This window comes from Roseburia sp. AF12-17LB, assembly GCF_003479605.1.
GTDB lineage: Bacteria > Bacillota > Clostridia > Lachnospirales > Lachnospiraceae > Roseburia_C > Roseburia_C amylophila.
Genome location: NZ_QUHR01000001.1, coordinates 119,248 through 133,336 on the forward strand (window position 1 = coordinate 119,248; position 14,089 = coordinate 133,336).

Genomic DNA, 14,089 nt, shown 5'->3' on the forward strand with positions numbered 1-14,089 from the left:
TGACCTATAATAAAACTACCTGGACCATGAGAAGATAAGGCAGATGAATCATAAATTATGGATGAAAAGATTTATAAAATAGGCGATTATGAATTCGAAACCTTAAGGGAATACAGGCAGGCGCAGGAAGATTTAAAGAAAATCAAGTATATTACCGATGAACTGGATATTTATGATCCGGAAGTGGCAATCCGGTTATATACCATGATGCGCACGAAGAAAATCCGTTTTAAAAGTGAAATCGGAAAATCGTTCTTCTGGTGCATTTCAGATATTGTTGCGGATAGTTCGCAGAACATGATAGAAGAAAAAATTGCCAAGGAAGAAGCGGAAGCAGAAGCAAAGCTGCCATTTCATTTTACCTGGCAGAAGGTGGTTGGCATCGTATGCATCATTGTTGCGACAGCCTGTATCGGATATTATGCGATTTCGGAATATGCGGATTATAAAGCTGCTAACAGGCTTAAGGATTTACAGAATAAGAAACAGAATAATGTAGTAGAGCACCTTGTAACAGGAACGGAGCAGATGAATCCGGAAATCACAGAAGATGCAACTGAAACAGGAGAGACAACAGAGCAGCCACTGATTATGTTAGAGGATTATGTTTCCCTGTATGCGGAAAATCCGGAATTAATCGGATGGTTACATATTCCGGATACGGATATTGATTATCCGGTCATGCAGTCTTCACAGGAAGAACCGGATTATTATCTGAAACATGATTTTGATAAAAATGACGACCTGAATGGCACCCTTTTTATCGATGCCAGAAATGATTACATAAACAGGGATACCAATATCATCATTTACGGACATAATATGAAAAGCGGAATGATGTTTGGCGAATTAAAGAAATATCTGGACGAAGATTTCTACAATGCCCATAAGACGATAGAATTTAATACTCTTTATGAAAGAGGAGTCTATGAAGTCATTGAAGTGGGATTATCGGAGGTCCAGTATCAGGATGAAAATGTATTCCGGTATTATAATTTTCTGAATGCAGATTCCGAAGAAGAATATCAGGAATATTTAAATAATGTGGCACAGCTTTCTGTATATGGCACAGAGATAGACAGTACTTATGGAGACCAGCTGCTGACTCTTTCTACCTGCAATAATTATACACAGGACGGAAGAATGTTTATACTGGCAAAGCGTGTACAGTAAGCAGATAAGAAGTATAATGTATCAAGCAGATAAAGCTAGGAGAGATGAGAGATGCAGATATTGAAAAAAGGATTTTCTATTTTTGCAGCAGTATGTTTGCTGCTGGCAGTGATGCCGGGACAGACAGTCCGGGCAGACGAGACAACAGATGAAAATGGATTTACAGTAGATGACAGTGGAACACTGGTTGCCTACAGCGGAGCTGGTGGAGCAATTACAATTCCAGAGTCAGTATCTACAATTGCAAGTGGTGTATTTGCATCCAATACATCCATTACAAGTGTAACGATTCCATCTTATGTGACTGGAATGGGAACCGCAGTTTTCTATAACTGTACAAGCCTTGGTTCTGTCAGCATAGAAGGAGATATCGGTTCTATTCCGGCAGAGACATTTTATAACTGTACAAGCCTTACCAGTGTATCTATTGGAACTTCAATTTCATCCATTGGTTCCCAGGCATTTGCAGAGTGCAGTTCATTATCCCAGTTTACAATTCCAGAATCCGTAGGAAGCATCGGGGATAAAGCATTTTATGATTGTACTTCTTTAACCGGAATTACAATTCCGGCTGGCGTTTCCAGCATCGGAAGCAACGTATTTACCGGCTGCAGCAGACTGGCATCCATCAGTGTTGCATCAGGAAATGGTACATATGCATCCAGTGACGGATGTCTTTATAACAAAGCAATGACCAAGTTAATCCGTTGCCCGGAGGGAAAATCCAGTGCAAAAATTGTGACCAGTACTGTAACCATCGGAGCAGGAGCTTTTGCAAACTGCAAGTCGGTTACTTCGCTGACGGTTCCGGATTCTGTTAATACCATTGAAACAGATGCGTTCAGCGGCAGCAGTATCAGTACAATTTTGATTCCGGCAAGTGTAACGTCAATCGGAAGCCAGAGCAGCTGGAGTCCATCCACAATTTCCGGTTATTCAGGAACACAGGCACAGGTATATGCAACCGGAAATGGAATCAGTTTCCAGAGCCTTGGAGGGGAGAATCCACAGCCGACTCCGGATAATGGAAATAATTCCAATAGCAATGGTTCAACAGATACTTCCAACAGCAACAACGGAAGTGGTTCCGCTACTACAGTAACCGGTGGCGGCACAGCAGTGACCGGCGGAAATGTGATTGGCGCTACCAAGAACAGCAATTCCGGTAAGACTGTAACTTCCGACAACCATGAGAAGGACAGCACACCAAAGACAGGTGACGGTATCAATCCGGTATTCTTCTTATGCATCGGAGTATTATTAGTAGGTGTTTACTTTGTAGTATCAAATCGTAAGAAAGCTGCATAAGCGATAGAAAAATAAAAGAAGTAACCAACATAAGACAGTGAAAGAACAGAAAAGTTCCGACACTGTCTTTTTTGCTTTACAGGAAATTGCTTTCCTGTAAAGTAAAAAACGCTCCGCGAGGATGCACACTGCGGCGTATAAGGTAGATGTCGCAAGCGACCGCCGCAGGCGCGGGAATGTGCCAAGGCACATTCTTTATTCCTTGAGTAAAAATATAGTTGACAACAGAAATGCTTATGTATATACTTTGAGTTACAAATAATTTGATAATCAAAATATTTGTAACTCAAAGTATTATCAAAGAAAAGACAAAAAAGGAGAACAAAATAATGTTAGAGAAATTAGCAGAATTAATCAAAGAGCAGTTAAACTATGATGGAGAGGTAAAAGCAGAATCCAATTTCAAGGATGATTTAGGAGCAGATTCTTTAGACTTGTTTGAACTGGTTATGAGCATGGAAGAGGAATTCGGTGTAGAGATTCCGTCAGAAGATTTAGAGAAAATCGCAACTGTAGGAGATGTTATTGACTACTTAAAAGCAAAGGGCGTTGAGGAATAAAAGATGAAAACAAGAATCACAGAACTGTTAGGAATAGAAGAGCCTGTTATCCAGGGCGGAATGGCATGGGTTGCAGAATATCATCTGGCTGCTGCAGTATCTGAAGCAGGTGGACTTGGTATTATCGGTGCAGCCAGTGCTCCACCTGAAGTGGTTCGGGAGCAGATTCGCAAGGTGAAGGAACGCACCAGCAAACCATTTGGTGTGAATGTCATGTTGATGAATCCGAATGCACCGGAAGTGGCAAAGGTGGTAGTTGAGGAGCAGGTTCCGGTTGTCACAACAGGAGCCGGAAATCCAGCCAAATTCATGAGCCTCTGGAAAGAAGCAGGTGTTAAAGTAATTCCGGTAGTAGCAAGTGTAGCCATGGCAAAACTTATGGTCCGCGGTGGCGCAGATGCTGTTGTGGCAGAGGGAATGGAATCCGGTGGCCATATCGGTTCCACTACAACCATGGCATTGGTGCCACAGGTGGCAGATGCCATTGATGCACCGGTGATTGCAGCCGGAGGAATTGCAGATGGAAGAGGAATGGCTGCAGCATTTATGCTGGGTGCAGAAGCAGTTCAGATGGGAACAAGATTTGTGGCAGCTAAAGAATCTATCGTACATGCAAACTACAAAGAGAAGCTGATAAAATCCAAAGACATTGATTCTGAAATAACAGGTTCCAGTACCGGACATCCAATCCGTGTCATCCGTAATAAGATGAGCCGTGAGTATCTGAAGATGGAAAAAGAAGGCGCAACATTAGATGAATTAGAACAGCTTACCCTTGGTTCCCTCCGCAAAGCAGTGATGGACGGCGATGTGGTAAATGGAAGTCTGATGGCAGGTCAGATTGCCGGAATGATACAGGATGAATTGTCCTGTAAGGAAATTATTACTTCTATCGTATCAGAAGCAGAACGTCTGATGAATCGGAAATAAGGAGAAGAAAATGAGTAAGGTTGTATTCATGTTCCCTGGACAGGGAGCGCAGTATATTGGAATGGGCAAAGATTTCTATGATGCCTGTGAAGAGAGTAAAGCCGTATATGAGCTTGCTTCAAAAGTAACCGGACTTGATATTGCAAAGCTTTGTTTTGAAGAAAATGAAGAGATCAATATTACAGAGTATACACAGATTGCCATGCTGACCACAGAGGCAGCAATTTATGCAGCATTAAAGAAAGCTGGAAAAGAACCGGCAGCTTGTGCAGGATTAAGCCTTGGAGAATACGGCGCATTGATTGCATCCGGTGTCATGAGTATGGAAGATGCATTCCGTGTCGTTCGTGCAAGAGGAATCTTTATGCAGGAAGCAGTACCAACCGGCGGAGCAATGGCAGCAGTCTTAGGACTGGATGCGAAAGCGATTGAAGAAGTATGCAGCAATACCGAAGGAATTGTATCTATAGCAAATTATAACTGTCCGGGACAGATTGTAATTACAGGAGAAGAGGCGGCAGTAGAAAAGGCCGGTGCAGCATTAAAGGAAGCTGGAGCAAAGCGTGTGGTTCCATTAAAAGTAAGTGGACCGTTCCATTCCGCCATGTTAACCGGAGCCGGAGAAAAATTAGCAGAAGTATTGGAAAATACAAAGCTGCAGGACTTCACTATTCCATATGTAACCAATGTGACGGCAGATTACGTTACCACAACAGAACCGGTAAAAGAACTGTTAAAGAAGCAGGTATCTTCTTCTGTAAGATGGCAGCAGAGCATCGAGCGTCTGATTGCAGACGGTTATGATGAATTCGTAGAAATCGGACCGGGACATACTTTATCTGGATTTATGCGTAAAATCAACCGGGATGTCAAAACGGTAAGCATTGAAAAACTGGAGGATTATAAAGCCTATGTTGGAGAATAAAGTAGCACTGGTAACCGGTGCAGCCAAAGGAATCGGCCGTGCCATTGCACTTCGTCTGGCAGAAGACAAAGCAACGGTAATTGTAAATTACAATGGCAGTAAAGAGCGGGCTGAAGAAGTAGTAAAAATGATTACCGATATAGGTGGCAGAGCAGAATCCTATCAGTGCAATGTGGCAGATGACGAGGCATGTCAGACCATGATCAGAGATATCATAAAGAAATACGGACATCTGGATATTCTTGTAAATAATGCAGGAATTACAAGAGATAATCTTGTGATGAAGATGAATGATGAAGAATTTGATGCAGTCTATGAGACAAACTTAAAGGGTGTATTCCATACCATTCATCATACATCCCGTTATTTCTTAAAACAGAAAAGTGGAAGGATAATCAATATATCATCTGTATCCGGAATTACCGGAAATGCCGGCCAGGCAAATTACTGTGCAGCCAAAGCAGGAGTCATTGGATTGACTAAGAGTGTTGCAAGAGAACTTTCCACCCGCGGTATTACTGCAAATGTAGTAGCACCGGGAATGATTGAGACCGATATGACAAAGGATTTGCCGGATACGGTAAAAGAACATATGCTTCATAACATTCCACTGGGAAGAATCGGAAAGCCGGAAGAAATTGCGGCAGCAGTTGCATTCTTAGCATCCAAAGAGGCAGGTTATATCACAGGACAGGTGCTTGCTGTAGATGGCGGAATGACTATGTAGATGCAGAAATAATACTGGCTGATGTAAAAGCTTAGAAAAAACAGCGGATGACGAATAACGTGAGATGGATTGTTTAGATAGAGAGGATAAGAACATGAATCGTAGAGTTGTAGTAACAGGATTGGGTGCGATTACACCAATTGGAAATAATGTGCCGGAATTCTGGTCTGCAGTAAAGCAGCAGAAGGTAGGTATTGGAGAGATTACACATTTTGATGCAACAGACTATAAATGTCATCTTGCAGCAGAAGTAAAGGATTTTGATGCAAAAGAATATATGGATTTCCGCTCTGCAAAGAGAATGGAAGCATTCTGCCAGTTTGCCGTAGCGGCAGCCGGAGAAGCACTGGAGGATTCCGGACTTTCCATGGAGGCAGAGAATGCATACCGTGTGGGTACTTCCATCAGTTCCGGAGTCGGAAGTTTACAGGCAATCGAAAGAGAGCATAGCAAATTAGTGGAAAAGGGTCCGGGAAGAGTAAATCCTTTATTTGTCCCGATGATGATTTCCAATATGGCAGCAGGAAATGTATCCATTCAGTTTGGATTAAAAGGAAAGAGCTTAAATATCAGTACCGCCTGTGCATCCGGAACGAATGCCATTGGTGAAGCCTTTCGTACCATCCAGTATGGTGATGCAGAAGTGATGGTGGCAGGTGGAACAGAAAGCTGCATTACTCCGCTTGGAATAGCAGGATTTACATCTTTAACCGCACTTACTTCTTCGGATGATCCAAAACATGCATCCATTCCGTTTGATAAAAACAGAAGTGGATTTGTTATGGGAGAAGGTGCCGCAATTGTAATTTTAGAAGAATTAGAGCATGCAAAGAAACGTGGAGCAAAGATTTATGCAGAAGTAACCGGATATGGATGTTCTTCGGATGCATACCATATTACATCTCCGGCAGAGGATGGTGCAGGCGCAGCAACCGCAATGATAAATGCAATGAAGGATGCCGGTGTAAATCCGGAGGAAATTACTTATATCAATGCCCATGGAACCAGCACCCATCATAATGACTTATTTGAGACAAGAGCAATCAAGCTGGCGTTTGGTGAGCATGCAAAGGATATCCGGATTAATTCCACCAAATCCATGATTGGACATCTTCTTGGAGCAGCAGGAGCCATCGAGTGCCTGACCTGTGTAAAGGAAATCGAAGAAGGTTACATTCATGCAACGGTAGGTTATGAGACACCGGATGAAGAACTGGATTTGAATTACTGCAAAGAGGCATATGAAGAAGAAGTGCCATATGCCATCAGCAATTCACTGGGCTTTGGCGGACATAATGCAAGTCTGCTTCTGAAAAAATATCAGGCATAAAGGAGAAGGGAACTATGTCAGTACTGACAACGAAAGAAATTATGGAAATCATCCCACATCGTCATCCGTTTCTTCTGATTGACACGATTGAAGAACTGGTGCCGGGACTTCGTGCAGTAGGAAAAAAATGTGTTACCTTTGATGAACCTTATTTTGCAGGACATTTTCCGGGAGAACCGGTAATGCCGGGTGTTTTAATTATAGAAGCACTGGCACAGACCGGTGCGGTAGCTATGCTCTGTCAGGATGAATTCAAAGGAAAAACCGCATATTTTGCAGGAATCAGCAATGCAAAATTTAAGAAAAAGGTGGTTCCGGGGGATGTACTTGTTTTAGAAACAGAAATCATAAAAGTAAAGGGACCGATTGGAATTGGAAAGGCAACTGCAACAGTAGATGGAAAAATAGCTGCAACAGCAGAGTTGACATTTGCGATTGGAAGTGGTGAGTAAAGTGAGCAGATTACTGGATAAAATCAAGGAAAATAAAGCCGTAAAGGATGCCGCAGAAGGTATTTTACAGGAAGAAAAAAGGAAAGAGGAAGTACTATGTAAAGCCTGTGGCAAAATGGTAAATAAAGCAGAGGTAGTAAGAAACCGCTATGTCTGTTATGAGTGTGGAGCATATTTCCGCGTAAAAACCGGAAACCGCCTGAAAATGGTATTAGACCCACAGAGCTTTGAAGAATGGTTTGCCGAAGAGCATGGAACAAATCCACTGGATTTTCCGGGCTATGTCGATAAGCTGACGGCAGTCCGTGAGAAAACCGGATTAAAAGAAGCAGTTACCGTAGGAAAAGGTAAGATTTACGGAGAAGATGCGGTTATTGGTGTGTGTGATGCCAGATTTATGATGGGAAGCATGGGTCATGCCGTCGGAGAGAAAATTGCGGGAGCAGTAGAACGTGCTACGGAAGAAAAACTTCCGGTTATTCTTTTCTGCTGTTCCGGCGGAGCCAGAATGCAGGAGGGTATTGTATCCCTGATGCAGATGGCAAAGACAGCAGCAGCTTTAAAGAAACATTCCGATGCCGGACTTTTATATATTTCTGTATTAACTGACCCGACAACCGGAGGTGTAACAGCAAGCTTTGCTATGTTAGGTGATATTATTTTAGCAGAGCCTGGCGCACTGATTGGATTTGCCGGAGCAAGAGTAATTGAGCAGACCATCGGACAGAAACTGCCGGAGGGATTCCAGAGAGCAGAGTTCCAGTTAGAGCATGGTTTTGTGGATGCCATTGTAGAGCGGAAAGATTTAAAGAAACGTCTGTATGAAATCCTTCGTATGCATAAAGTAAGTGGATATGCCAAATTTGACCCGGCAACTGAAGTAGATGGAAGACCGACAGAGCTGATGCGGGAACGCGCTTACAATACAAAAGAAAAGAGTGCATGGGAAAAGGTTAAGATGGCACGTAAGGTAGACCGTCTGTCCGCAGAGGATTATATCAACAGTATCTTTACCAAATTCATAGAATTTCATGGAGACCGTTATTACAGGGATGACCCGGCAATTGTGGGCGGTATCGCATACCTTGACGGACAACCGGTTACGGTAATCGGAATCCAGAAGGGAAAGGACATGAAGGACTGCATGCGTCATAATTACGGAATGCCGTCTCCGGAAGGATACCGTAAAGCAATCCGCCTGATGAAGCAGGCAGAAAAATTCCATCGTCCGGTTATCACCTTTGTTAATACAGCCGGAGCATTCTGCGGTATGGAAGCAGAGGAAGGCGGACAGGGAGAAGCTATTGCAAGAAATCTTTATGAAATGTCAGGGTTGAAAGTTCCGGTTATTACCTTTATGATAGGAGAAGGCGGAAGTGGTGGTGCATTGGCACTGGCAGTTGGAAATGAAGTCTGCATGATGGAGAATGCAACTTATTCCGTACTTTCTCCGGAAGGCTTTGCATCTATTCTCTGGAAGGATGGCAAGCGTGCCAAAGAAGCAGCAGAAGTAATGAAGATAACAGCAAAGGATCTTTTAGAACTTGGCATTATCGAGAAAATTATACCGGAGTATGGTGGAGCAGATGATGAGGCATTGAGTTCCATTGCAGTTTATATGCATAAATGTATCCGTGAATTTTTAGAATCATATGAAGGAAAGAGCGGAGAAGAGATTGCAAAAGCACGTTATGAACGTTTCCGTAAATTTTAAAGGAGCAGAGCATGAACATTCGAATATGTGGAACTGGAAGCGCGTTACCGGAAAGAAAAATTACCAATGACGATTTAAGTCAGATTATGGATACTTCCGATGAATGGATTTCCAGCAGAACAGGAATAAAAACAAGACACCTTGCAACGGAAGAGACAACAACATCACTTGCCACAGAAGCTGCAAAAAAAGCACTTGCAGATGCAGACATGAAGCCGGAAGAAGTGGAACTTATTATTGCAGCGACGGTAACACCGGATCATCTTGTGCCGACACTTTCCTGTGAAGTGCAGCGGGAAATCGGAGCAGTGAATGCCGTAGCCTTTGACCTTGGTGCAGCATGTTCCGGATTCTTATTTGCATTGAGTACAGCACAGGCATATATTGCCAGTGGCAGATTTAAAAATGCACTCTTAATCGGAGCAGAAGTACTTTCTAAAATTATGGACTGGAATGACCGCAGTACCTGTGTTCTTTTTGGAGATGGCGCAGGAGCAGCGGTAGTCCGGGCAGACGAAGAAAATATCTGCCATGTGGTGCAGGGCTCAGATGGTGCGAAGGGACTGGTACTGGCATGTGAGAACCGTCCGGTCAATAATCCATATCATAAGATGGAAAGTCCTCTGGGTTATGTAAGCATGAATGGACAGGAGGTTTATAAATTTGCTGTCCGCACAGTTCCGGCAACCATTACAAAGGTGCTGGAAGAGGCAGATTTAAAGGCAGAGGAAATTTCGCTTTTCGTATTACATCAGGCAAACTTAAGAATTATTGAGGCGGTAGCAAAACGATTGAAACAGCCGATGGAAAAATTCCCGGTAAATCTGACAGAATGTGGCAATATTTCGGCAGCAAGTGTGCCGATTTTGCTTGATAATATCAACCGGCATGGTATGATACATAGAGGAGATAAAGTTGTACTGGCTGGTTTCGGCGGCGGACTCACATGGGGCGCAGCGGTACTGGTCTGGTAAAAGGAGATAAGAATGAATGCGGATAAAACCTTAAATGACATTCTGGTAAAGCTGTTTAATGATTTGATGGAAATTGAGGAAAAATGCTTAATCTCCGGAGAATTCATGAACATTTCCGGAAATGATATGCATATTATTGAAGCAATTGGTCTGGATGAACCAAAGCGGATGTCGGAAGTGGCGGCGAGGATGAATGTTACAACAGGAACCCTGACAAAAGCTGTTGAAGCACTGGAACAGAAAGGTTATGTAAATCGTTGCAGAAATGACAGGGATAAAAGGGTAGTCCGTGTATCACTCACCGATTCCGGAGTCCGGGCATATGAGCATCATGCACGTTTTCACAGCAATATGATACATGATATCAAGGAGAGCCTGAGTGACCAGGAGAGTGAGATTCTGATTGGAACACTGGGAAAACTGGTGAAGTTCTTCCAGAAGAAATATGAACCATATCTGAAAAATAAAAAATAGTATATTTATACAAAAAAAGAAGTGGAAAAGGGAAATAAAAAACTGTTTTCTACTTCTTTTTAATTACAAAAATGAATTTTCCTGGTACAAAACTTGCAAAAAAGAAGAAAAAGTACACAAAAGTATAAAGTTTTTGACACAAATATGAAAAAAACGTTGCGAAAAAATTCATTTCATACTAAAATAGTAGTGTTGATGTATATATAATACTCAAATTAATATGTAAAGGAGATATAATATGAGCTACGTTGATGAAGTATTAGAAAGAGTAAAAGCAAAAAACGCTTCTGAGCCAGAATTCCTTCAGGCAGTAGAAGAAGTACTGGAGTCTTTAAGACCGGTAATCGAAGCAAATGAGGAGAAATATCGTAAAGAAGCATTACTTGAGAGAATAACCGAGCCGGATAGACAGCTTAAATTCCGTGTACCTTGGGTAGATGACAAGGGACAGGTTCAGGTTAATACAGGTTACAGAGTACAGTTCAACAATTCTATTGGACCGTACAAGGGAGGTCTTCGTCTCCATCCTTCCGTAAATATCGGAATCATCAAATTCTTAGGATTTGAGCAGGTATTTAAAAACTCTTTAACAGGACTTCCAATCGGCGGTGGTAAAGGTGGTTCTGACTTTGACCCTAAGGGAAAATCAGACCGTGAAGTAATGGCATTCTGCCAGAGCTTTATGACCGAGCTTTGTAAATATATTGGCGCTGACGTTGATGTTCCGGCAGGAGATATCGGAACAGGTGCAAGAGAAATCGGATACATGTTTGGACAGTATAAGAGAATCCGTGGAATGTACGAAGGTGTTCTGACAGGTAAGGGACTTACCTATGGTGGATCTTTAGCTCGTACAGAAGCTACCGGATATGGTCTTTTATACATTACAGAAGAATTAATGAAATGCCATGGTGAATCTATGGAAGGTAAGACAGTTGTTGTATCTGGTGCTGGTAACGTTGCAATCTACGCTATCCAGAAAGCGCAGCAGATGGGTGCAAAAGTTGTTACCTGTTCTGATTCTACCGGATGGATTTATGATCCGGAAGGAATCGATGTTGCATTATTAAAAGAAGTAAAAGAAGTAAAACGTGCTCGTCTTACTGAGTATGCTGCTGCAAGAAAGAGTGCAGAATATCATGAAGGCCGTGGCGTATGGCAGATTAAATGTGATATCGCTCTTCCATGTGCTACACAGAACGAGCTCCTTATCGATGATGCAAAACAGTTAGTAGCAAACGGATGTAAAGCAGTTTGTGAAGGTGCTAACATGCCTACAACCTTAGATGCAACCAAATACTTACAGGATAACGGAGTATGGTTCATCTGTGGTAAAGCTTCTAACGCAGGTGGAGTTGCAACTTCTGCATTAGAGATGAGCCAGAACTCAGAGCGTTTAAGCTGGACATTCGAAGAAGTAGATGCTAAGTTAAAACAGATTATGGTAAATATCTATCATAATATTGATGATGCTGCAAAACGTTACAACATGGAAGGTAACTATGTAGCAGGAGCTAACATCGCAGGCTTCGAAAAAGTAGCTGAGGCTATGCTCGCTCAGGGTGTCTGCTAATAATAAAAAGAAAGTCCCCGAAACCTTATGTTTCGGGGCTTTTTTTATTGTCAGAATTTTCACATAAAAGGAGTAAAAAGGTGGAAAAATAAGGTCGATGGTTACAAGTGGGTTACAAGTGGGTTGCAAGTGGGTTACACAAAAGAAATTGGTAATTTATTGACCTCGTTTACTAACTCAGGGATTGTTTTTTCGGTATATACGCTTTGAGTTACATCGCCGGAGCCGCCAGTCTTAAAAGCAGTTCCGGATTTATTAGAAACGGCATGTCCCATTATTATTTTTTTTGACGTTTCATTCATACAGACATTATCTGCCAAAGAAGCGAATGTATATCGACAATCGTGCGGAGCATGATTAAGATTGAGTTTTTTCATGACAGTGATCCAGTTACTTGCTGTATAAACTGCACGAGTATACATATTGCCGTATTTATTTGTGATAAGGTATGGACGCTGCTGTTTGAGACGATATTCTACCAAAGGAACAATTGCTTCGTGTATAGGTATAATACGATTGCGACCAGCTGCTGTTTTCATACCACCAATCATATACCGCTCATTAAGGTGAACATCTTCAGACTTAATTTCCAACAATTCTGCTGGGCGGAGCCCGGTATAAATATAAATTAAAATAATATCGACATTGTTGATGGACCACAAGGAATTCCAAAGAAGAGCAATCTCAGCATCCGTGAATCTTGTATGGACGGGAGTGTCTGAATCCGTGTATTCAAAGACGAGCCGTTGCGTAATATCGTTTTCCGTGTATTCATTGGCAATTGCATAGTTCCACATACCACGAACGATAGCACGCATATTTCCTATTGTAGAGCGGGATTTACTGTTGTGAGCAGTAATGCAGTCCTGGAGGTCTTGCGCCCGAATAGATATAATTTTTTTGGAATGAACTGGAGCGTACATTGAAAAAGCAATATCATAATTTTTCCAGGTAGCAGCTCCTGGCTTATTTTTTAATGAGCAACGATATTTTTTCCATTTCTCATACATTTCTGCAAAGGTTGGAACATCAGTATATTTTTGATGCTCAGAAACAACAGAACCATTGTTATATTCTGCGAGATAAGCAAGTGCACTGTCTCGTTTAGTGAAAAATTCCAGATATTTTCTTTTGCGCTTTATAGTTCCATCTGGTTGTTCTTCAAGATAAGAGACACGAACGGCATAGGGTTTACGCCGCTTGCCAGAGAGCTTAACAATTCCGCCATAGCCATTAGGTAATTTCATGATTAACACCTCCAAAATTGAAAAAAGTTATCTATTGATAAACATCACACAAAGAAACGGCAATAGTAAAACAAAGAACATAATTAGGAATATGAAGAAAAGTTTTTCTACAAGATTCACAAAGGTTTCATTATCAAAAAAAGGAATTAATTTCAATAGTGGAAGAATGAGCAAAAGGAATAATGCACAGATGTCAATGCGAACGAGTGCTTCAATAAATAATTGCAAATCAACCGAAAAAAACAAGGATACAATTAAAACAACATAGGCAATAAGAAAAATAACCCACACAAATTTTGAAAAATAAGAATCTCCTTCATTGAGGGGGTGTATTTTATTGTAAATATATATTGCCACAAAAAGAAATATATAGAAAAGACCTCCAAAAAGCCAATAACGAAAATAGGAATCAGATGTAGCGACAGCCACTGATTCATCATTACTATCTGATTCAGAATCATCGTAAGGACAAACACCATCAGGGTGCTGGTGCGCAGGGTAGCCATGATGATAATGATACTCGCCGGTAGAGCGGTTGTAGTGACCTCCAGAAGAATCTGTCCTTCCTGGATGAGCAAAAGCATTTAGTGAAAAGATAGAAATAAAAACTAAAAATGTAAAAAGAAAGACTCTTTTTTTCATAACCCAATACCTCGTATAAAAATAATATTAAGGAAATTATAGAAAATAAAATAAGAAAGG

14 protein-coding genes are annotated in these 14,089 nt (G+C 41.6%); 12 read left to right on the forward strand and 2 right to left on the reverse strand.

Translation table 11 applies throughout. From position 1 onward, the window contains the following. Positions 1 to 57: 57 nt before the first annotated feature. The 12 genes from srtB to gdhA all read left to right on the forward strand — a co-directional run bounded on the left by srtB (position 58) and on the right by gdhA (position 12,140). A complete protein-coding gene (srtB, locus tag DWV68_RS00550; protein ID WP_022243654.1) occupies positions 58 to 1,173 on the forward strand; it encodes a class B sortase in 1,116 nt (371 codons plus the stop codon). Between the two features lie 51 nt (positions 1,174 to 1,224). Beyond that, entirely contained in the window at positions 1,225 to 2,481 is a 1,257-nt protein-coding gene (locus DWV68_RS00555) for a leucine-rich repeat domain-containing protein (protein ID WP_118664707.1), read from the forward strand. 329 nt (positions 2,482 to 2,810) lie between these two features. Next, positions 2,811 to 3,041 (forward strand): acyl carrier protein, encoded by a 231-nt coding sequence (acpP, locus tag DWV68_RS00560; RefSeq protein WP_022243652.1) that lies wholly within the window; start codon positions 2,811 to 2,813, stop codon positions 3,039 to 3,041. A gap of 3 nt (positions 3,042 to 3,044) precedes the next feature. After that, on the forward strand, positions 3,045 to 3,971 hold the full coding sequence (gene fabK / locus DWV68_RS00565; protein WP_022243651.1) for an enoyl-[acyl-carrier-protein] reductase FabK: 927 nt from the start codon (positions 3,045 to 3,047) through the stop codon (positions 3,969 to 3,971). 10 nt (positions 3,972 to 3,981) lie between these two features. Beyond that, the gene (fabD, locus tag DWV68_RS00570) at positions 3,982 to 4,896 is read left to right on the forward strand and encodes an ACP S-malonyltransferase (protein ID WP_118664709.1); all 915 of its coding nucleotides are present in this window, start codon (positions 3,982 to 3,984) and stop codon (positions 4,894 to 4,896) included. Beyond that, positions 4,883 to 5,623, forward strand: coding sequence for a 3-oxoacyl-[acyl-carrier-protein] reductase (fabG, locus tag DWV68_RS00575; protein ID WP_118056645.1), 741 nt, complete (start codon positions 4,883 to 4,885; stop codon positions 5,621 to 5,623). Before fabD ends, fabG begins: the two co-directional genes overlap by 14 nt. Before the next feature lie 94 nt (positions 5,624 to 5,717). Continuing rightward, positions 5,718 to 6,953 carry a beta-ketoacyl-ACP synthase II gene (gene fabF / locus DWV68_RS00580; RefSeq protein ID WP_118056644.1) on the forward strand — a complete coding sequence of 412 codons (1,236 nt, stop codon included), beginning with the start codon at positions 5,718 to 5,720 and terminating at the stop codon, positions 6,951 to 6,953. A 14-nt stretch (positions 6,954 to 6,967) separates the two neighbouring features. Continuing rightward, the gene (gene fabZ / locus DWV68_RS00585) at positions 6,968 to 7,405 is read left to right on the forward strand and encodes a 3-hydroxyacyl-ACP dehydratase FabZ (RefSeq protein ID WP_117698965.1); all 438 of its coding nucleotides are present in this window, start codon (positions 6,968 to 6,970) and stop codon (positions 7,403 to 7,405) included. Between the two features lies 1 nt (position 7,406). Further along, positions 7,407 to 9,119, forward strand: a complete 1,713-nt coding sequence (locus tag DWV68_RS00590) for an acetyl-CoA carboxylase carboxyltransferase subunit alpha (protein ID WP_278336391.1) — start codon at positions 7,407 to 7,409, stop codon at positions 9,117 to 9,119. Between the two features lie 11 nt (positions 9,120 to 9,130). Next, complete coding sequence (locus DWV68_RS00595) at positions 9,131 to 10,093, forward strand: beta-ketoacyl-ACP synthase III (protein WP_117698963.1); 963 nt, start codon at positions 9,131 to 9,133, stop codon at positions 10,091 to 10,093. A gap of 12 nt (positions 10,094 to 10,105) precedes the next feature. After that, positions 10,106 to 10,567: a MarR family winged helix-turn-helix transcriptional regulator gene (locus tag DWV68_RS00600; protein WP_117841417.1), complete on the forward strand. Its 462-nt coding sequence runs from the start codon at positions 10,106 to 10,108 to the stop codon at positions 10,565 to 10,567. A 238-nt stretch (positions 10,568 to 10,805) separates the two neighbouring features. Beyond that, positions 10,806 to 12,140 carry an NADP-specific glutamate dehydrogenase gene (gene gdhA, locus DWV68_RS00605; protein WP_022243643.1) on the forward strand — a complete coding sequence of 445 codons (1,335 nt, stop codon included), beginning with the start codon at positions 10,806 to 10,808 and terminating at the stop codon, positions 12,138 to 12,140. A gap of 134 nt (positions 12,141 to 12,274) precedes the next feature. Here the strand turns inward: gdhA and DWV68_RS00610 are convergent, their stop codons facing one another. Then, a complete protein-coding gene (locus DWV68_RS00610) occupies positions 12,275 to 13,387 on the reverse strand; it encodes a tyrosine-type recombinase/integrase (RefSeq protein WP_118664713.1) in 1,113 nt (370 codons plus the stop codon). 27 nt (positions 13,388 to 13,414) lie between these two features. Next, positions 13,415 to 14,029 (reverse strand): YHYH domain-containing protein, encoded by a 615-nt coding sequence (locus DWV68_RS00615; protein WP_118056640.1) that lies wholly within the window; start codon positions 14,027 to 14,029, stop codon positions 13,415 to 13,417. Between the last annotated feature and the right edge of the window lie 60 nt (positions 14,030 to 14,089).